This window comes from Moellerella wisconsensis ATCC 35017, from assembly GCF_001294465.1.
In the GTDB taxonomy this organism is placed as follows: domain Bacteria; phylum Pseudomonadota; class Gammaproteobacteria; order Enterobacterales; family Enterobacteriaceae; genus Moellerella; species Moellerella wisconsensis.
In genome coordinates this window covers 96136-118278 of the sequence record NZ_LGAA01000006.1, presented here as the reverse complement: position 1 = coordinate 118278, position 22143 = coordinate 96136, and the positions used below count along the sequence as shown (strand labels likewise).

The 22143-nt window shown below is 37.3% G+C and carries 12 protein-coding genes; 2 read left to right on the top strand and 10 right to left on the bottom strand.

The features are described 5' to 3' along the window. Positions 1–26 precede the first annotated feature (26 nt). Positions 27–1391, top strand: coding sequence for a tRNA uridine-5-carboxymethylaminomethyl(34) synthesis GTPase MnmE (mnmE, locus tag M992_RS02985; protein ID WP_047254775.1), 1365 nt, complete (start codon positions 27–29; stop codon positions 1389–1391). A 189-nt stretch (positions 1392–1580) separates the two neighbouring features. Here the strand turns inward: mnmE and M992_RS02980 are convergent, their stop codons facing one another. The 10 genes from M992_RS02980 to fdhD form a co-directional block, all read right to left on the bottom strand. Then, positions 1581–2360, bottom strand: coding sequence for an energy transducer TonB (locus tag M992_RS02980; protein WP_053907263.1), 780 nt, complete (start codon positions 2358–2360; stop codon positions 1581–1583). Positions 2361–2430: 70 nt separating this feature from the next. After that, positions 2431–3684, bottom strand: coding sequence for a surface lipoprotein assembly modifier (locus tag M992_RS02975; RefSeq protein ID WP_162200736.1), 1254 nt, complete (start codon positions 3682–3684; stop codon positions 2431–2433). Positions 3685–4000: 316 nt separating this feature from the next. Then, positions 4001–4774: a Slam-dependent surface lipoprotein gene (locus M992_RS02970; protein ID WP_053907261.1), complete on the bottom strand. Its 774-nt coding sequence runs from the start codon at positions 4772–4774 to the stop codon at positions 4001–4003. A gap of 474 nt (positions 4775–5248) precedes the next feature. After that, positions 5249–8323 (bottom strand): TonB-dependent receptor domain-containing protein, encoded by a 3075-nt coding sequence (locus tag M992_RS02965; protein WP_053907260.1) that lies wholly within the window; start codon positions 8321–8323, stop codon positions 5249–5251. A 723-nt stretch (positions 8324–9046) separates the two neighbouring features. Continuing rightward, positions 9047–9832 (bottom strand): Slam-dependent surface lipoprotein, encoded by a 786-nt coding sequence (locus M992_RS02960; protein WP_134473595.1) that lies wholly within the window; start codon positions 9830–9832, stop codon positions 9047–9049. 890 nt (positions 9833–10722) lie between these two features. Continuing rightward, entirely contained in the window at positions 10723–13803 is a 3081-nt protein-coding gene (locus M992_RS02955) for a TonB-dependent receptor domain-containing protein (RefSeq protein WP_053907258.1), read from the bottom strand. Between the two features lie 1109 nt (positions 13804–14912). Beyond that, positions 14913–15677, bottom strand: coding sequence for a Slam-dependent surface lipoprotein (locus M992_RS02945; protein ID WP_053907256.1), 765 nt, complete (start codon positions 15675–15677; stop codon positions 14913–14915). A gap of 467 nt (positions 15678–16144) precedes the next feature. Continuing rightward, a complete protein-coding gene (locus M992_RS02940; protein WP_053907255.1) occupies positions 16145–16927 on the bottom strand; it encodes a Slam-dependent surface lipoprotein in 783 nt (260 codons plus the stop codon). Positions 16928–17051: 124 nt separating this feature from the next. Further along, positions 17052–17825, bottom strand: a complete 774-nt coding sequence (locus M992_RS02935) for a Slam-dependent surface lipoprotein (RefSeq protein ID WP_053907254.1) — start codon at positions 17823–17825, stop codon at positions 17052–17054. A gap of 250 nt (positions 17826–18075) precedes the next feature. Continuing rightward, positions 18076–18906 carry a formate dehydrogenase accessory sulfurtransferase FdhD gene (fdhD, locus tag M992_RS02930; RefSeq protein ID WP_053907253.1) on the bottom strand — a complete coding sequence of 277 codons (831 nt, stop codon included), beginning with the start codon at positions 18904–18906 and terminating at the stop codon, positions 18076–18078. 178 nt (positions 18907–19084) lie between these two features. On the opposite strand from fdhD, the gene fdnG reads away from it, so the two are divergent. Beyond that, positions 19085–22132, top strand: a complete 3048-nt coding sequence (fdnG, locus tag M992_RS02920) for a formate dehydrogenase-N subunit alpha (RefSeq protein WP_082335381.1) — start codon at positions 19085–19087, stop codon at positions 22130–22132. Positions 22133–22143: the final 11 nt, after the last annotated feature.

Here is a 22143-nt window from a genome sequence, read left to right as displayed (position 1 = left end):
AGCCAAATATTATTTAGAGAGACACTATGCAAACCAACGATACAATCGTCGCACAGGCAACACCACCCGGCCGTGGCGGTGTTGGTATTCTTCGTGTATCTGGTCCTAAAGCGGCAGCCGTTGCTGAAATTGTTTTAGGCAAAATACCCAAACCTCGTTATGCAGATTATCTACCATTTAAAGATGAAAATGGTACTACGCTAGACCAAGGGATAGCTTTATATTTCCCCGGCCCTAATTCATTCACCGGCGAAGATGTTCTTGAACTGCAAGGGCATGGTGGACCAGTTATTTTAGATTTACTGCTGAAGCGTATTTTATCCATCAATGGATTACGTATCGCGAATCCGGGAGAATTCTCTGAGCGGGCATTTTTAAATGATAAACTCGATTTAGCACAAGCCGAGGCTATTGCTGATTTGATTGATGCTAGCTCAGAACAAGCGGCGCGATCAGCGATGAATTCACTGCAAGGTGTTTTCTCTGGACAGGTTCATCAGTTAGTCGAAGCGTTAACGCATTTACGTATTTACGTTGAAGCTGCGATTGATTTTCCAGATGAAGAAATTGATTTCTTATCCGACGGTATTATTGAAGCTAAATTAAATGAAGTGATTGCTGAACTGAATACTGTTCGTTCCCAAGCGCATCAAGGAAGCCTATTACGTGAAGGAATGAAAGTGGTGATTGCCGGACGCCCTAATGCCGGTAAATCCAGTCTGTTGAATGCGCTCGCGGGCAGAGACGCCGCTATCGTGACAGATATTGCTGGAACTACTCGAGATGTTTTACGAGAGCATATTCATATTGATGGTATGCCATTGCATATTATCGATACCGCCGGTTTACGCGAATCGACAGATAAAGTAGAGCGCATTGGAATTGAACGGGCATGGCAAGAAATAGAACAAGCTGATCGCGTATTATTTATGGTCGATGGTACAACGACTGATGCGATTGAACCCGAAAAAATCTGGCCTGAATTTATTGCCCGTTTGCCCGAGTCTGTACCGGTGACTGTTATTCGCAATAAAACTGATATTACGGGGGAGGTCAGTGGCTTTACTCAATTCGGTGATTATTCACTGATCCGTTTATCGGCACGTGAAGGCGAAGGGATTGAATTGCTGCGCGATCATCTAAAAGAAAGTATGGGCTTTGAAAGTAATACCGAGGGCGGTTTTTTAGCTCGCCGTCGTCATTTGCAAGCATTAAATGTCGCAGCTGAGCATTTACAGGGTGGATATCAACAATTAGTCGTTGCGCGCTCGGGTGAACTATTGGCAGAAGAATTGCGTTTAGCACAGCAGGCATTGAGCGAAATTACCGGCGAATTTAGTTCTGACGACTTATTAGGTCGAATATTCTCTAGTTTTTGTATCGGTAAGTAATCAATTTTTATATCTTTCTAGCAATGATAAACAGCATGATGACTCAATGGTTATCGTTGCGCTTGGCTCCCTCCATTTATGTTTAATGGTGGTGAGCCTCTTTTCTATTTTGATTAATGGCCGTGCTAATTTCAAACAATATTCATTCTGAGCAATTTCAAATAACCGTAATTCCAATATGTAATAGCCTCAATCTAAAGAAAATACCATATTAAAGCTTAGGATATCTTTAACCTCTGCAGGTTTATCACCAATCGAGCGATATTTATAGACGGCATCGATAGCGGCTTTATCGAGTAGTTCATAGCCTGATGATTTAGCCACGTTTATATTCGATAATGATCCATTATTAGCGACCGTCATCTCGATCATCACCTTACCTTGATAACGTAATCTTCTGGCTTTCCTTGGATATTGCTTATGTTTCTCAATTTCACTTTTTAATTTTGAAATATAGCTGTTGGCTGTTGAACCTTGATGCCCCTGAATATTCTCTTTACCCGGGATGGTATTTCCGCTAATAGTACTGATTTCATTGCTACCGGCCAGTTGTTGTTTACTATCCTTTTTTGGGGTCATTTTTTTGGGTTGTTTTATGGGTTTCTTTTTATCATCGAGTTTCTTTTTTATCACGGCTTTTTGGGGCGAGAAGTTATAGGTTCCATTTACTGGAGACAGTGGAATAGAGATGTCTATATCTGTGACCTCCTTTTCTATCGGCACTAACGATTGTGCGAGCAACAGGATAGAGGTGATAGGTGATTGTATGCCTTGTTGCATCGGGGAATCGATCCGCTTGGATGTTGGGGTAATGAAGAAAACACCAAAAATAGTGATATGCAGAGTGATAGCAAGTAGCCCCCAAAGCAGTAATTTTGGCGAAAAAAAGGATGAGCTAATATAATGATGCGTGCAAAATTGCAGCATAGCCTTTTTCAAGTCAGTATTCGTCAATATAGTATTTTTCAATGTAGTATCCTTCGATATAGAACCCTTCGGTATAGTACTCTTACGGGTTTAATCAGCATGGCCGAATAAATTATTGAAATCGACGTTCAAAAAATAGCTGAACATGATTCCGCCGATGGCTATACAGCCAATCAACATTACTTTTTATGTAATGATGTGAAAATGCTAATGTCGGTGTAAAACCCGCCAGTTGCCAGTGTTTAGTTTTAATCTTTACGTGGACTCCAACTCCGCGATCTCGTCGCTTAGCTTGTAAGATAGTATTGAAGTTTTGGAACTTTTGCTGATACCCACTGACAGAAATATTAGGTTCAACGTAAGGAATCGATTGCCAGTCAACGCCGGTAATAAATTGAATTTGATGATGATCCTTACTGGTATCTCGATGATAGTGATGCGAAAACTCAGTCAGTTGGAAAAAGTCACCAAAGAACAGCGGCCGAGTAATAATTAGCTGATGGTAAAAATGTGAGCCGTTAGCATATGGATTATTCGGGATGCTTAGCTGCTTTATTTCTTGTCCTGCAATGAGTAACCATTGGCTTGCTTGGCTCGGTTGCCATATTCCGCCCCAGCGGATCCCCACACCATAATTGTGTCCAGTAATACCACTATTTTCATAATATATTTTAGGCCCGATATGCAGTTGATAGCGTGGCTGCTGGTATTGGTAACGTGAATATATCTGGGTAGATAGCTCATTATATTGTGGCTCATTAACATATTGTTTATGGTTAATAGAAAGTTGATTGAGCCAGACATGTGCAGGATGAATATTTTTTTGATAGCTTAGTTCAGTTCGTAAGAAAACTCCTTGAGCTGAATCTTGTTCTGTTGCCGTCCATTTCTGTAAACATATCCCAGAGGTAAGATGTTGTTCTGTACATATTGAATCGCCATCAGCTGTTTGGTTGATATTATCTTGATATTGATAGCCGATAGCTATTTGAGCTGAAAACGGATTACGGGTATTAGTATGCTTATATTCCGGAGTGTTTAATAAATAGCGTAATCTTTCTTTAATTTTCTCCGGTATATTTTGATGGGATAATAATTCATTTATTAATTCTTTTGCTAAATTTTGATTTTTGTTTTTTAAATATATTGTAATAAGTTCTAACTTAGCACGAATAAAATCTGGTTGATAATGAATTGCTCGATTTAGTAAATTAATAGCTTCTAAATTATTTTTTCTCTCAAAGGCTAGCATACCCTGTAAAAAATAATAAAGGCTATTCTCTGTTCCAATATTTCTTTCAATTTCAGAAGAATAGTCATTAACAGCAGACCAGTTTTTTTGATTGACGGCTTGAAATACAGACACTTGAAAATCCTTTTCATTATGGCTGTTAATTACTTCATGGCTATAGGCCAAGTTTAATGAATTTAAGAATAATGTAAATAGTAACAACTTTAATCGATTAAATTTAGTCATATTTTTACTTTATGCGTTAGATAAAAGAAAACACCGAGAAAATCTCGGCGTTTAGTGAGTTAATCTATTATTTAGATATTGATAAATATACGCCAATATTTTACGTTTTTAATTATTATCACCTAGAATAATTAAATAGATGGTTATAATATAAATTTAATTAATTTAACGAGTAGATAAAAAATTATCTGGTTAGTGATAAAGCTTAATCTTGTTTTTTACCCGCGAAGCTAGTGTCATATTGGCTATTATCTTTAAAAGTGGCAATACCGGCTAAAGCATCAGCTTGATCATTAAAGAAATGACCTTCTGAATTACCAATATAGTTATTATTATTATGAGTCATTATTGTGTTGCCAGAAAATTGATTGCTACTATCAATAATAATGGCATCAATATTCAAGGATAATTCGTTATTAGCTAAATCACCATGTAAGGTATTTTTGGCAAAGTCTGCCGTTAGCTGACCTGTAACTGGTCCCGCTTGGTGACTGTTATAGCTTATCCCTTGAGTGGTATAGATAGCGATCCCTTCAGTTGGCATATTAGTCGTAGTATTTTTACCGGTATAATAAACATTGCGGTAGTCGGCGTCCTCAGATTGATATGTCCATTCACCGTAGTAAATTTCGTCATTATCTAGCTTAGAAAATCTATAGGCACCAATATTAGTATGAGTCCCGGGGCGGCGTACAAGAGAGCTGTCATAGATATCATGTTTATCGGTGGGCATGGTATAAAACAGTGAATTTAGCAGGCCTTTAAAGGCAACTCTCAGTCCATTACTTTTTACTGAGACGCCAATCGCAGGGGAACCTAAAGCTGCGGGATGAACCCATGAGGAACTTTCTGAGGGACCGATATTAATAAATACTAATTGGTCATCTAGATCGGCTGATTTATTAAATCCTAAATCTGCATAAGCTAAATTCGCACAACAAACAGTACTTAATATAACAATAGATTTTAATAATTTCACTTCAATATCCTTATTGAAATTTAATATTAATTAGAAACGCGCAAATGTGATTATATTAATTTTTAGTGGTTTTACACCCTATCATTCAATCTAATCACTCGATATAACAGGAGGTTGTTTGGGAATAAGATGAGCATATACTAGCTTTTTAATCGGGTAAACGATAATTTTTAATATTATTAATTTTCCAACAAATTTATCTGTTTTAATTTTAATAATTGTTTTTTTATTCAATGAGTTAATTTATTTACCTGTATTTTAATTTTATTCTAATGTGTTTTTTGGATTTTATTTTTAATTGATAATGTAATTGGTTTTATAAATGTTTTTTTCAAATTTTTAAATTTATCTTATTATTATGGTTATTGTTTGATATTAATAAATTAAAGTAATTCCTTACAAATATACTGGATTATAAAGGGGATCCTTTGGCTATATTAATAGGCAGCCAAAGGATCACTCAAATTAATCGTCCTAGAATTGGCTGCTTAGCGATAATTTAAACGTTCGCCCCGGTGCTGGCATCATCGAGCGAGTTAATGGATCAAGATAATATTCATCTAACATATTACTTCCTACTAATTCTACTGATGTATCTGCAGTTATCTGATAACTCATATAGGCATCGACAGTAAATATGGGATTCCAGCGTAGAGGATTATTACTAAAGCCAGCAAAGGCGCTGGGTAAGCGTTTTTGTAAATCGGCTTCATCTTTATTGATCACTTTGCTGTGATAGATAAATCGGTTACCGAGCGTTAATTTTTCATCGAATAAGCGCAGACCAATATTGGCATAAAGTGAATATTTTGGGGGCGTCGATGTGCGTAAAAAACCAGCAGGATAACCGCCATCAATACAGTTTGGGATAGGTAATTTATTAAACATATTAATTGCGATGTAGGAATCTTCATCACAGACTTTTGTTTTTAAATTATAACTGGCGCTAACATCGCTGAAAAATAATCCATTATCATAGCGTGCTTGTAATTCGATACCTGATATTAGTTGTTTATCCATTTGAATAGTTTGAGATAAATAATTTCTTTCGAACACATTTTCTATCTGCATATCATAATAAGTTAATTTAATATCAGCATGATGTTGAGTTTTTAATAGCTGCGATAAATTATAGACGCTGCCTATTTCTACTGTTTTTGAACGTTCGGGCTTAAATTGATTTTTAGGTTTATGGTAGCGCTGGCCAGCTATATTACCGGTATCCTCATACAGAGATGGCATACGAATAGTTTCTGCATAACGCAGATACATACGCCAGTCGTCGGTCAGATCTAAAGAGGCTGAAAGTACCGGTGCCCAATCCCATGCAGTGCGTTTGGGGAGGGGTTTTTTAGGGTTTATAATTCCGCGTTTATGGGTAAAGTCTAATAGAGGTTTGCCTTGATGGGCTGATGCAGCCACTTTATAAATATCGATATTCTGCTGGCTAATCGGATCATATTGCTGCTGATTAATATCAATTTCACCGGTATAAAAAGGATTGTCCTGTTTATTCAGTTGGCCGGTAAGTTCATCGACTAGCTGAATAAAATTGATATTGTGATAGTTCAGTCCTGTTGCTTTATCTTGCACGGATTTATTTATATAACTGTATTGTTTTTGCAGGTTATTGGTTTCTTGTGATATTTGTTGCTGCTGTTGTTTTATGGCTTTTATTGCATGTTGTTCTTCGGTGGTCGCGCTTCGCTTTTCAGCGCGTAATTTAGCTTGCTGCTGCCGTACTTGCCCAAATAATGATAAGTTTTGTTTTTGTAGTTGCTGATAGCGTTGGTAAATTTCACTTTCTTGTGGGGTGAATAATCGCTGATATTTACTGGATAAAGATATTCGCTCAGGGCTTGGAGTTACTTGCGTGTCTGCTGCTGCTCGGCGTTTATTGATGAAATCATCGATTGACCAATACGCATTATATTGAATACCGGCATTAAGAGTGAGGCGTTCTAGTGGTGTCCACGCATAATTAATCCCGAGATGATATTCTTGGCGTCGTCCTTCGCGTGGAGGCCAAAAGGTATTCACGGCATAGCCGCTATTATAGGGATTCACATTAGTCATTTTTTCATGTTGAAAACGCGCAGACAGGGTAAGTAAGTTGTGACGAGTTAGGCGAAAGTCATTTTTTAGGTCAATTCCCCAACGATTATTATGCGTATGATTACTTACGCTATCAATTAAACTGCCATCTTTATGTGGATTTTTGATACCTTGAATTTGATGCATAAAGTCAACTTCTGTCGGGTAACGAGGAAATCCACCTGCGGTATTAATTTTGCTATCCGTATTATCAAACCAGATGCTGCTGTGAAGATTTAAAGCCGAATATTTTTCTGAACGAATCTTATGATTAATACTGCCGGCTTGCTGTACGACTTGACCTTCAGGCCATTGTGGTAGCAAGCCATTTTCGGGCGCGAAATTTGCGAGTCGAGAAGGCATTATATCGCCAAAATAGAGCTGAGTTTTTCGTAGTGTGAAGTTTAATTGTTGCTGATCACTAATACGCCAATTATGTTTTATTAATAATGTATCGGCAGTATTGGAGGTATTTAAGACTTCATGACCGGGCTGATAAACATTGGCGGCAAAGGGTAAAAAAGGATCGGGATGATATTTAGCCGAATCTGGTCCTAATTTTCCACTATAACTGTCTCTATCTTGCTCAGTAAAAGGGGCGCTATATCCCTTTGCACCACGGTGACCACTAGCAAAGTTACCGTTAGTTCGATGGCTATAGGCGAGCATAAAATCAAATAATTCTTGACGAAAACCGACGGCAACACGATAGGAATAGCTATTGATCCCGTGTAAAACATGTTCATTTCTATTGTGGGTGCGGATATTGATATCTTTATCATTAAAAGTATAGCGATCGAATAAATCGTGAGTAGTATCTCGATAATCTTCGCCATAAATCAGCTTGGCTAATCTGGGTTTAATGGCATTATTGCCTACTTCAGTTTTTACATTAATACCAAAGTTATCATCAGGTTTAACCACATCATTGATATTAATAGTTTTTATAGCGATACCACCACCGATAGAGCTGCGCATATTTTGTGATAATGAGGGGCCTTTTTCTATATCTACACTGCGAATAATATTTGGGTCGAGGTAATTACGGTTATTCGCGCCATAATAGCCTCGATAAGCGGTAATGGCTTGCTCTGTTCCATCGATGGTGACGGGGATACGGCCTTGCCCTTGAACTCCTCGAATATTAGGATCAATCGCTCCCCCATTACGGGTCTCACCGCTGAAAACACCGACTGTTCCTTTAAAGATATCACCGGGGGAAGTTCCTTTAAATCGTTCAATCTGTGTTTTTCCAATGTAGCTATTAGATATATCTTTATCGTAAATCTGGTCAGCTGCAGAGTTTTCATCTGTGGTTATTTCTTTAATAGTAATATTGCCAATAGATGTTTTAGATTGTTGGACTATTGCCGTAGCATAGGCATAAAGCGCTGATGTGAGTAATAAGGAAATCGAAATTGCCAGATTAGAATAACGGGTACAAAGTTGAGACATGGTATCCTTACCTTTCTGTCTATACAGTGATGTGATGAAGTTAATTAATATTTATAATGATGATATATTCTGAGCTTAAAAATAATCCCGGTATTTTATGATGGTATTATTCTAAACAAAGAAAATAGACATATGATCTTATAAATATCACCTTATAAAGTACGGGTTTATTTGGTCTATATTGTTTTTTTATTAAAGTATTGGCCTATTTGATCAGTTAAATAAAAATAGGATGCAGGAATATCGATTGTAGATAATAGAGGGGTAAATATTTGGCTTAAGGAATTAATAGCATTCAAATTGTATCTTGAATTTAATTCAGGCATTTGAAAATCCTTTTCATCATGGCTGTGTGTTGGTTTATGCATAAGTTAAGGTATTAATTAAGTTGCGGAGTTTAATCAATTTTTTAGTACGGTGTAAAGAGTAAATATTCTTGAATTTGAAATTATTGCTGAGGAGATATTTATTGAACATAAAAATAAAATGAAAAAACACCGGAGGAATAACCGGTGTTGAGATAAATCATTTCTCAGAATATATTGGCTTATTGGTTTCAATATTTATTTGCAATTTAGTAAGTCAAATTATAATTATAGTACAACTACCATATAATTGTTTTTTTCACCATTAACTCAGTTAACTACTCGAATTATTCGAACCACTCAAACTACTCGAATAATTCGATACTGAATATATAAAGTTAGATTATTTAAAATGAGATTATTGTTTCTTCCCAGAGAAACTTGAATCATACTCTCGGGCACTATCAAAAGTCGCTATACCGGCAAGGGAGCTGCCTTGGCTATTAAAAAAGTGCCCTGTGGTTTCGCCATTATGAGTGATTGCATCGTGTTGCATAATTGCATCCCCTTTAAAATGACCTTGATCACTGGCTATCTCTGCCTTGATATTTAATGCTAATTCAGCATTGGTTAAGTCGCCGATTAAGGTATTGCTAGCAAAATCTGCGATTAGCTCACCGGTGATTAAGCCATTTTCACTGTAACCCGCACTAATCCCTTGGGTAGTATAGGTGGCACTGCCTTCTGTAGGGAGGTCAGTAGAGACCTGTTGCCCTGCATAGTATATATTACGGTAGTGTTCTTCACCTTCTTGATACGCCCAGTCACCAAAGTAAACGTCTTCGTCAGTTACTTGCCCAAAGCGGTAGATACCAATATTTTTATGGTGAGGAGGTACTAATGAAGAGTCATGAATACCATTATCATCTTTCGGGATAAGACTTAATCCTTGAAAAGCAATTCTTTTTCCGTCCGCTAAAAGTGAGATGCCTATGCCGGGAGAGCCAAGTGGAGCGAAGTGCTTAGGCGTATTTACTTCTGAAGGACCGACGCTAATAGTAACTGTTTGTAGGTCTACGTCGGGTGATTTATCAAAGCCTAATGCGGCGTGAGCTAAAGGGGCCGTAATGAGAGTGCTTAAGATGACGGCTATATTTACTTTATTTATTTTAATATCTCTATTCATTGTAATATCCTTATTCATTGTAATATCCTTATTCATTTTAATAGCCATTTAAATATTTTTTTTAATATTTTAATGGTTGGTTGTTGCGTTAATTAAACTATATAAACTATATAAAAATAAGTTATGATTTCTATATGTGTGATAACTTCTATGTTTTCTATCACATTATTTATTATATCATTTATATTTTACGTGTTATCTATGTCTCATTTTTCATTTATGATCTATAGAGTTATTAGGAGTGGTTTTATTTTTTATTCATATTTTTCCTTGTTCCAATAAATATTCTGTTTTGTAGGATTATATGTTTAATTAATCTATATTTTAGTACGTTTTAGTTATCTCGTTTTTATAATAAAAATAATGATTGGTGAAATTGTTGTCTTTATATTCAATATTAACTTTATTTTAATGTAAATATTAATACTGGTTTTGATTTTTTCCTTTATTTCACCGTTTCATCTGTAAGGGTAATTGATTATTTGGTTATTCTTGTGGGTTGATGTAAGAAAGCATATACCGATTTTTTAGCAAGGTAAATAGTTATTATTAACTACTTTGTCCTAGTTGATCGTTTAATTTGCTAAAAGTTCATTAGTGGATTGTAATACAAAGAGTTTAATATTTTATTTTTTATTTCATGCATATTTCATGTTAATTTAATATATAAGTTTTTGCTGTATATGTATTTTATATTTAAATTTATTCCCTTTGGTTTTCAATTAATTGAAGTTTTATTTTCGGGGATTAGGATAGCGATTTTAATTGAAATAATTAAATAGAGTATTATTTGTATTAAATAGGTATAAGGCTGTGCCGAAGCACAGCCAGAAAAACTAACAATACAAATGAATTACTAGTGGGGTAATTAAAATGTTTTTACTGACTATAATTAGAGATGAAATTAATTAAAACTGACTGGTAATAGATAATTTAAAGGTCCTCCCTGGGGCTGGCATCATCGAGCGAGTGAGTGGATCTAGATAATATTCATCTAGCATGTTGGTACCAACTAACTCAATAGAGGTATCTGGCGTAATTTGGTAGTTAATATATGAATCAATCGTAAAAATAGGGTTCCAGCGTACTGGATTATTATTGCTACCACTAAATAAGTTTGGAATTATTGTGCTCAAATAAGTTTCATCTTTGTTTACCACTTTACTGTGATAAATAAAACGGTTACCTAATTTTAATTTTTGGTCTAAAAGTCGGATCCCTAGATTAGCATGAATCGAATATTTAGGCGGGATTGACGTTCGTAATGATCCCCCAGGATAACCCCCATCAATACAATCTGGGATCTTGAGTTTATTGAATACATTCATGGTAATGTAAGAGTCTTCATCACAGACTTTCGTTTTTATATTATAACTTGCGCTAAGATTACCAAATACTCTTCCGCTATCATAGCGTGCTTGCAGTTCAATGCCGGAAATCAACTGCTTATCCATTTGAATAAACCAGCCATTGGTGGTGCGTTCAAACACGTTGTGTATCTGCATATCATAATAACTGAGCTTAATATCTGCGCGGTGTTCGGTATTCACTAAAGCAGAAAAATCATATACGCTACCAAACTCAATGGTTTGTGAGCGCTCGTTATCAAATTGATTATTAGCTCTAATAAATCGTAGGCCGCTAATATTGCCGGTATTTTCATACAGTGAAGGCAAGCGGACCGCCTCGGCATAACGCAGATACACTCGCCAATGATTGGTAAGCTCTAAAGAGGCTGAAAGTACCGGGGCCCAAGCTGATGCTTTGCGTTTTGGTTCTTTGGTCATCAACTTGGCATTTAGAGGATTGCCATCATCAAGACCCAAGCTATAATCCAAAATATTACCGGTTCGATTGCTTAGTGGATTAACAATATAGCGGTTGATTTTTTCGCCAGTGATAGGATGGATGACTTTTTCATTAATATCTTTTTTGCCGTTATAAAAAGGGTTTTCTTCTTTATGCAACAGTCCAGTGGTCGAATTTACGTTAAGTTTTAATTTAACGTCACGGTATAATAAGCCTGTGCCTTTATCTATGCGAATGCTACTGAAGTACTTATAGCCGTATTTACGATCCATATCATGATATTGCTGTTCGATTTGTTCGGAATATTTTTTTTCTTCGGGAGCCGTGGATTTTTTACCAAAGGATACTCCAAAATAAGCCTTACGTAATGTTTTATATTGGGTATAAATAATGCGCTCTTCTGGTGTTAATATTTCTTTATATTCTGCAGTTACCCCAATCCGTTCGTTTAAGCGTTTTGTCCCTTCTTTTCCTTCGTCAATGCGGTTGTTAATGAAATCATCTACTGACCAATAGGTATTATATTGTAAACCCGCGGTGAGATTGAGCCGGTCTATGGGAGTCCAAACGTAATTCATACCAAAATGATACTCTTGTCGGCGACCTTCACGCGGCGGCCAAAAAGTAAATACTCGATAGTTGCTATCACTGGGATGCGCACTAGTCATGCGCTCATTTTGAAAACGCGCAGAGAGGGTCAGTAAATTCTTGGCGGTGAGGCGGAAATCATTTTTTAGGTTGATCCCCCATCGATTATTATAGTTATGGCTACTAGATGTCTCAATCAGGCTACCATCCATGGAAAGATCTTTCGGAGTAAACTTATCATATAATGTATCATATTCAGTCGGATATCGTGGGAACCCTCCCCCGGTATTTAGTTTGCTATCCGTATGATTAAACCACAGATTGGCGCGAAAATTCAGATAGGGATAGTTATCTGATAATGCTTTATAGGTAATATTGGCGACGCGCTGCGCTACTTGGCCTTCTGGCCATTGCGGTAATTTATTTACGTTGGGGGCAATAAAATACAGCCGTGAGGGCATGATATCGCCAAAATAAAGTTGGGTATGGCGATAGCTAAAATGAAGGGCTTGTAGATCGCTAATACGCCAATTATGCTTGATTAATAGCGTGTCCATGGTATTTGATGTATTGAGCACTTCATGGCCGGGATAATAAACATTGGCGGCAAAAGGTAGAAAGGGATCTATTGGGGCTGCGATAAAAGACTCGACATGTCCACTTTGGCGTATTTTTTCGGTAAAAGGCATGCTGTAGCCATCCGCGCCCCGATGGCCACTGGCAAAATTGCCATTTTTACGGTGGCTATATGCCAGCATGAAATCAAAGCGATCTTGCCGAAAACCGAGAGCGACACGGTAGGCGAGATCATTGACACCATGCAGAACGTATTCATTTCTATTGTGAGTGCGGATATTAATGTCTTTATCATCAAACATATAGCGGTTAATCAATTTATGATCAAGATCGCGATAATCTTCGCCATAGATTAATTTGGCAAATCTTGGTTTGATGGAGTTATTGCCAATATCTGTTTTAACATTAATGCCAAAAATATCGCCTTTTCTTACAACATCGTTAATATTGATGGTTTTTATTGCAATGCCCCCTCCTATGGATGAACTAACATCTTGAGATAACGACGGGCCTTTTTCTATTGCTATACTGCGGATCATATTTGGATCGAGATAGTTTCGATTACTGCTACCATAATAACCTCGCCAAACGGTAATCGCTTGCTCTGTACCATCCACGGTAACAATCACACGTCCTTGCCCCTGAACACCACGAATATTGGGGTCAATCGCGCCGCCATTACGGGTTTCACCGCTAAAAACACCGACTACGCCTTTAAACATATCGCCGGGAGATACGCCTTTAAAACGTTCAAATTCTTCTTTCCCGATATAGGAATTGGCGATATTTTTATCGTAAACATTGTCATAGCCCGTGGCATCTTGATCAGATTGGTCGGAGACATCAATATCACCAATAAACGATTTTTGTAGCGATTTTTTCGCCGGGGGTATTTCTTGTTTATTATGTGATTTAGAACTCACGATCGAATTTTCGGCATGGGCATAGGGCGCGGTTGATAGTAACAGTGAGATTGATATTGCAAGCGTGGAATAGCGCATACAAGATTGTGACATGGTATCCTTACCTTTTAGTCAAAGCTATCTTATGGCTTATTGAATGTTTTATAATAAGGCTAAAAAACAGTAATGCCTTATCCCGTCGGTGGCCAGTGAGCCAGTAGCGACATTATTTATTTTCTAGTAATCTGTTATGATGAATAATATTATAGTTAATTAGTTGTTATTCTAAGTCTAATTTTAACTATCATCTACTCTGCACTTTTAAATTTTAATTCTGCCGCGATTAGTAACAAAACATTAATGTTGATGGAATATAATCATTACAATATTGATTCTCAAGACTATTTTTCTCTAATAAATAATTTGCTCTGATATTTAATATTTTATAAATTTGCTCATGAGTTAATATGTCAAAATAGTTCATTTTGGGTAGTTTGATAACTTGGCATTTTAAGGTGAATAGAACTATCCCATGACTTAAGTAAGGTGAATATAATGTACATCGGTCTAGTTGCTTTGAAAATCTAATAGTTTTTGAATTATATTTATGGCTATTTTTTTTACGATTATAATTAATGGTACTATCATATAATACAGGCATTTTAAAATCCTTCTCTGTATGGCTGTTAATTAAGTTTAAACGCTGAATGAAGTTTAATCTTTTTTTTAATAATGTAAATAGTCATAAAATTTATTGATTATATTTAATCATCATTTAAATATTATCATTAAAATCCACAAAAATGTTGAATTACTTTTCTTTTATTTTTATTGCTAACTATTATAATTCTATATTTTACAATATCTTGGCATAAAGATTATTAATTTAAATTTTATTTTTTTAATACCTTTATTGACTTGAGGTGAATAACTTTTATTTAGTAATTTTATTATAGAGACAAAAGTGATTTGTCTTATTTTTGTTTTATAAAATGAACCTTATTGATTGTATTATTTAAATTATCGACCTTTTTAGTTGATTTTATAATAATTAGTAAGTTAACATTTAGTTATGTTTTTATTATATTGATAATTATTTCGATTGTTTATTTTTAGTATGCTCAATTTATATATAAAAATACCGAGGGAATTCCCTCGGTATTTATTGGGTAAATTGATACCCTTATTTGATTAACGTAATTCTTCTTTTTTTATGGACAATATTATTGTTTTTTACCCGCGAAACTTGCGTCATATTCACGATTATCCGTGAAGGTGGCAATTCCGGCTAAAGAGCTGGCTTGGTCATTAAAGAATTTACCAGATGTATCGCCGGAGTATTGATTACTGTCGTGGCTAATTTTAGCGACTCCAGCAAAGGTGGCACTATTATTAGTAATAGCAGCATCAATATTTAGAGTGAGCGAACCGTTGGTTAAATCACCTTGTAAGGTGTTTTGTGCAAAATCTGCACTCAGTGAACCCATAATAGGACCATTTTCTGCATAACCTGCACTAATACCGGAGGTCGTATAAATAGCGCTGCCTTCGGACGGCATATCTGTGGTGATATCTTGCCCTGCATAATAAACATTACGATAGGCGGTATCGTCTTGTTGGTAAGTCCATTCACCAAAATAGACTTCTTCATCATTTATTTTAGCGAAACGATAATGACCAATATTACCATGAGGGCCTGGAACTAATGACGTATCGTACATATTATAAGTATCTTGTGGCATGGTGTAACGAGGTGAACTAATAAGTCCTTTGAATCCGATTCTCATTCCATCGCTTTTTGCCGAGACACCAATACCCGGCGAACCTACAGGTGCAGGATGGAAGGTGGAGACACTCTGCGATACGCCAACATTGATGTTTATTGATTGATCAGCGATATCAGCGGATTTATCAAAACCTACTTCGCCGTATGATGGCGCCATAAAACCTAGAGTGCTTAGAATAATGACTGAGTTTAATAATTTCATTTTAACATCCTTATTAAAATTAATTGTTAACTTAATAATTTGAAGGATGGAATTATACAGGCATCTAATATTTATATATCCATGAATAATGTTATTAGATATATTCCAGTGGTTGCTGTTTACCAGCAAGATTGAGCATATACCGGTTTTAAAATAACGCAAACGTTATTTTCATGTTTTTTGATTTTATTTAAATAGTTATTTTTATTATTTTTATTTTATTGTATTACATGTGTTTTTTTATTTTATTTTTATCGTTTATATTTATTTTATATTTATGTGTTATATTTAATTTGTCTAATCTTTATCTTTCTTAATCACTATTATTATAAGTTGTAGTATGAATTAATTTAAATAATATATGTCATTTATTTACCATTAAGATTATTTGTTTAAAAAATAAAAATACCGAGATTCTCCTCGGTATTGGCTACTTTATTATTCAATTTTAATAATAAAAGGTCATATTATTTTTTACCTGCGAAACTTGCATCATATTGACGATTATCGGTGAAGGTAGCAATTCCGGCTAAAGAGCTGGCTTGGTCATTAAAGAAATGCCCTGAGGTATCGCCGGAGTATTGATTACTGTCGTGGCTAATTTTAGCGGCTCCAGCAAAGGTGGCACTATTATTAGTGATAGCAGCATCAATATTCAAAGTGAGCGAACCATTAGTTAAATCACCTTGTAAGGTATTTTGTGCGAAATTTGCACTCAGTGAACCCATAATAGGACCATTTTCTGCATAACCTGCACTAATACCGGAGGTCGTATAAGTAGCGCTACCTTCGGACGGCATATCTGTGGTGATATCTTGCCCTGCATAATAAACATTACGGTAGGCGGTATCGTCTTGCTGGTAAGTCCATTCACCAAAATAAACTTCTTCGTTATCTGTTTTAGCGAAGCGATAATAACCAATATTATCCTTCATTCTTTCAATATTGCCATTCATGCTTAAGATTAATGATGTATCGTACATATTATGGTTATCTTGTGGCATGGTATAAAATATTGAATTGATAACCCCTGCAAAGCTAACTCTCTCACCATTTATTTGTGTAGATACGCCGATAGCTGGTGAGTTTATCGGGGCAGGATAGTAAATAGAAAGATTCTCTGATGCGCCAACATTGATGTTTATTGATTGATCAGCGATATCAGCGGATTTATTAAAACCTACATCGCCATATGATGACATAATAAAACCTAGATTGCTTAGAATAATAATTGAATTTAATAATTTCATTTTAATATCCGTATTAATATTAATTATTAACTTAATAAGTTAAAGTATATAGCTATACAGAAATCTAATATAGCTATAATCAGTATTATTAGATATATTCCAGTTTTAATAATAAAAGGTTATATTATTTTTTACCCGCGAAACTCACGTCATATTGACGATTATCGGTGAAGGTGACAATTCCGGCTAAAGAACTGGCTTGGTCATTAAAGAAATGCCCTGAGGTATCGCCGGAGTATTGATTACTGTCGTGGCTAATTTTAGCGGCTCCAGCAAAGGTGGCACTATTATTAGTGATAGCAGCATCAATATTCAAAGTGAGCGAACCATTAGTTAAATCACCTTGTAAGGTATTTTGTGCGAAATCTGCATTAAGTGCGCCCTTGATAGGGCCATTTTCCGCATAACCTACACTAATACCGGAGGTCGTATAAGTAGCGCTACCTTCGGACGGCATATCCGTGGTGATATCTTGGCCCGCATAATAAACATTACGGTAGGCGGTATCGTCTTGTTGGTAAGTCCATTCACCAAAATAGACTTCTTCGTTATCTGTTTTAGCGAAACGATAGATTCCAATATTTTTGAGACTGGGATCTGTAAGAGCTAATTCGGTATCATAATTATTATATTGATCTTTTGGTATTTCATAGTACGGCGAGCTAATTAGCCCTTTAAAGCTAACTTTAGTGCCATTCTCTAATATAGAGATGCCAATTCCTGGTGAATGTAATGGGGCAGGATGGGTATCTGAATTAATTTGCGAAGGACCGACAGCAATCTTTATTGATTGGTCCGTTATATCTGCCGATTGATTAAAGGCTAACTCAGCATAGGCAGTATTAAAAATACTAAATATACTTAAATTAAAAATTATTAATTGTTTCAATAATTTCATTTTAATATCCTTATTAAAATTTGTTGTTAATGTGGATTTATTAATAGATATGTTTATATGCTGATCAGCAATGTCCTAACATGACTGTGATTGGTTAATAACACAAGATATATATATGTCTTATTGTTTATTGTTTTTTATTACGGGAAACTAATTAATATGCTTTTTATTTTAGTTAAATAAAAAGCTGCCATCACTGGCAGCCTAATAGCAAAGGATATTTGGCTCTAAAACTTATATTAACTAGAAATTAATCAGTTAAGCGTTGGGCATGCGTTAAAATGGTTGCACGGCCTTGGCGGCAAAAAGCCACTAATGTTAAATTACTTTTTTCAGCGACTTCAATGGCTAAAGCTGTCGCGGCGGAGACCGCAAATAAAATCTCAACTCCACAACTCGCTGCTTTTTGTACCATTTCATAGCTTGCACGGCTTGAAACAAGCACTGCACCTTGCTGCCAATTTAATCGTGATTTCATACCTAACAGCTTATCCAGCGCGACGTGGCGTCCTACATCCTCACAGCCCGCGGTTAATTCTCCATCGGGGGTTATCCATGCAGCAGCATGAGTACAGCCGGTTAGAGCACCGATTTCTTGTACTTTACTAAGTTGAGAAAGTGCTTGGTCTAATTGGGATAATGAAAATTTTTGAGTAAATGGTAGCGGCTTAATTGGCTTAAATATTTCTGATAATTGTTCTGTGCCGCAGATACCACAACCTGTACGACCGGCCATATTCCGGCGATGTTGTTTTAATTCCATAAAACGACGACTAGATAATTCAATATTGACTTCGATACCGCTATTACAGCTTGGAGAGAGATCAATTCCGCGAATTTCTTGGCGAGATTGAATGATCCCTTCAGAAAGTGAGAAGCCTATCGCAAAATCTTCTAAATCTTTTGGGGTAGCCATCATGACCACATGGGATATACCGTTGTAGATAAGTGCAACGGGTATTTCTTCGGCAACCCAATCAGTTACATCAGAACCAATATGGCTTTTTTGTTGCACGTTTGTTTGATTTGCACCCACGATTTTCACATCAGTTAACATTTTTTTTCTTTTTGTATCATCCACAAGATGAATTCCTTTGCTTAATCATACATAATATTAATATGGGTAAAATGAATTTACACCATTTGTCAGGCAATGAACCTGATCACGCTAGGGAAGACGTTGAATAAGAATAGCATTCACCCAAGAAGTATTTTAGGTATTTCTGGTGAATATGAGCAATGTAAATAAGGAGATCCCCATGCAAGTCAGCAGAAGGCAGTTCTTTAAGATCTGTGCTGGCGGTATGGCGGGTACTACGGCAGCAGCATTGGGTTTTGCACCCTCTACTGCGTTAGCATCAACACGTCAGTATAAATTACTGCGTGCGCGTGAAACCCGGAATACCTGTACGTACTGCTCTGTCGGTTGTGGACTGTTAATGTACAGCCTAGGCGACGGTGCAAAAAATGCCAAAGAGAGCATTTTTCATATTGAAGGTGACCCGGATCATCCGGTAAACCGAGGCGCGCTTTGCCCGAAAGGGGCAGGTCTGATCGACTTTATTCATAGTGAAAGCCGACTTAAGTATCCCGAAGTTCGTGAACCAGGAACCAATGAGTGGAAACGCATTAGTTGGAATGAGGCGTTTGATCGTATCGCCAAACTAATGAAAGAAGACCGTGATGCCAATTTTATTAAACAAAATGATGAAGGCGTCACAGTTAACCGCTGGCTAACTACCGGTATGCTTTGTGCATCTGCCGGCAGTAATGAAAGTGGCTTTGTTTCCCAGAAATTTACCCGCGCTCTCGGCATGCTTGCCGTTGATAACCAAGCGCGTGTCTGACACGGACCAACGGTAGCAAGTCTTGCTCCAACATTTGGTCGCGGTGCGATGACCAACCACTGGGTTGACATTAAAAACGCAAACCTGATTGTCGTTATGGGCGGTAATGCGGCAGAAGCGCATCCAGTCGGTTTCCGCTGGGCGATGGAAGCTAAAATCCATAATAACGCTAAATTAATTGTAATCGATCCTCGTTTTACGCGAACGGCCTCAGTCGCGGATTTCTACACGCCGATACGTTCTGGTACCGACATTACTTTCTTATCAGGTGTTATTAAATATTTGATGGAAAACGAAAAGATTAACCGTGAGTATGTCGAAGCATATACTAACGCCAGTCTAATTGTTCGTGATGATTATTGGTTCGAGGATGGCTTATTCAGTGGTTATGATGCTGAGAAACGTCAGTATGATAAAACTACCTGGAATTACGAGCTTGATGAGAACGGCTTCGCAAAACGCGATACAACGCTGCAACATCCACGCTGTGTATGGAATCTATTAAAGCAGCATGTTAGTCGTTATACCCCAGAAGTCGTCAATAATATCTGTGGTACACCAACAAAAGATTTCTTACAAGTCTGTGAATATATTGCAGAAACAAGCGCTAAAGATAAAACAGCCTCATTCCTTTACGCATTAGGATGGACTCAGCACACTATCGGTGCTCAAAATATCCGTACCATGGCAATGATCCAATTATTGCTGGGTAATATGGGTATGTTGGGTGGTGGTGTTAACGCATTACGTGGTCACTCTAACATTCAGGGACTGACGGATTTAGGGCTATTATCACAAAGCCTGCCGGGCTATTTGACGTTACCTTCAGACCAACAGACGACGCTTGAAAGTTATTTGGCCGCTAATACGCCAAAACCAACCGTTAAAGGCCAAGTTAACTATTGGGGCAATTACCCGAAATTCTTCGTCAGTTTAATGAAAGCGTTTTATGGCGACAAAGCGCAAAAAGAAAACGATTGGGGCTTTGATTGGTTGCCTAAATGGGATCAGGGCTACGATGTATTGCGCTATTTCGAGATGATGAATAAAGGCGAAGTGAATGGCTATATTTGCCAAGGCTTTAACCCTCTAGCCTCATTCCCGAACAAAAACAAAGTGATTAAGTCATTATCTAAGTTGAAATTCTTAGTGACTGTCGACCCATTGAATACTGAAACCTCTAACTTCTGGCAAAATCACGGCGAAATGAATGACGTGAATCCAGAAGAGATCCAAACCACAGTATTCCGTCTGCCGTCTTGTTGTTTCGCAGAAGAAAATGGTTCGATTGTAAACTCGGCGCGTTGGTTACAATGGCACTGGAAAGGTGCGGATGCCCCGGGCGAAGCTATCAGTGATGCGGAGATTTTGTCAGGTATTTTCCATCGTATGCGTAAGCTATATCAAGCTGAAGGTGGAACCACGCCTGAGCCTGTGCTGAACATGACTTGGGATTATTTTGACCGCGATGCACCGACACCGGAAGAAGTGGCGCAAGAAAATAACGGCTATGCATTAGTAGATTTGAAAGATGCAAATGGCAATATTATCGCCAAAAAAGGTGAGTTATTAAGTACCTTTGCTCAATTACGCGATGATGGGACAACCTCAAGCGGGTGCTGGATTTTTGCTGGTAGCTGGACACCGCAAGGTAACCAGATGGCACGTCGCGATAATGCCGATCCTACTGGTTTAGGGAATACATTAGGCTGGGCGTGGGCATGGCCATTAAATCGTCGTGTTATCTATAACCGAGCGTCGGCAGACCCGATGGGTAAACCTTGGGATCCTCGTCGTCAGATTATTGAATGGAATGGTGAAAAGTGGACGGGAATGGATGTCCCTGATTACAGCAATGCGCCTCCGGGCAGTGATGTGGGTCCATTTATTATGCAGCCTGAAGGTATGGGCCGTCTGTTTGCTATCGATAAGATGGCAGAAGGACCGTTCCCTGAACACTATGAGCCGATTGAAACGCCAATAGGCACCAATCCACTGCATCCGAATGTGGTTTCTAACCCGGCTGCGCGTGTGTTTAAAGACGATTGGGCGCAAATGGGTAAAGCTGATAAATTCCCTTATGTCGGAACAACTTATCGTTTAACCGAACACTTCCATTACTGGACAAAACATGTGTTGTTGAATGCAATTATTCAACCTCAGCAGTTTATCGAGATTGGTGAGCGTTTGGCCAACGAGAAAGGGATTAAACAAGGCGATACGGTAAAAGTTAGCTCGAAACGCGGCTATATTAAAGCTAAAGCAGTAGTGACCAAGCGCATCAAAACGTTGACGGTTGATGGTCGCAATGTGGATACCATTGGTATTCCGATTCACTGGGGCTTTGAAGGTGTCGCGGTGAAAGGCTTCCTTGCGAATACTTTGACGCCATTTGTGGGTGATGCCAATACACAAACGCCTGAATTTAAAGCATTCCTTGTCAATGTGGAAAAGGTGTAAGGAGATAAATT

What these genes read in the sequence shown, in the direction of transcription:
- mnmE (WP_047254775.1), top strand. Translation starts at nt 27, where the DNA reads ATGCAAACCAACGATACAATCGTCGCACAGGCAACACCACCCGGCCGT.
- M992_RS02965 (WP_053907260.1), bottom strand. Translation starts at nt 8,323, where the DNA reads ATGTCTCAACTTTGTACCCGTTATTCTAATCTGGCAATTTCGATTTCC.
- M992_RS02960 (WP_134473595.1), bottom strand. Translation starts at nt 9,832, where the DNA reads ATGAATAAGGATATTACAATGAATAGAGATATTAAAATAAATAAAGTA.
- M992_RS02955 (WP_053907258.1), bottom strand. Translation starts at nt 13,803, where the DNA reads ATGTCACAATCTTGTATGCGCTATTCCACGCTTGCAATATCAATCTCA.
- M992_RS02945 (WP_053907256.1), bottom strand. Translation starts at nt 15,677, where the DNA reads ATGAAATTATTAAACTCAGTCATTATTCTAAGCACTCTAGGTTTTATG.
- M992_RS02940 (WP_053907255.1), bottom strand. Translation starts at nt 16,927, where the DNA reads ATGAAATTATTAAATTCAATTATTATTCTAAGCAATCTAGGTTTTATT.
- M992_RS02935 (WP_053907254.1), bottom strand. Translation starts at nt 17,825, where the DNA reads ATGAAATTATTGAAACAATTAATAATTTTTAATTTAAGTATATTTAGT.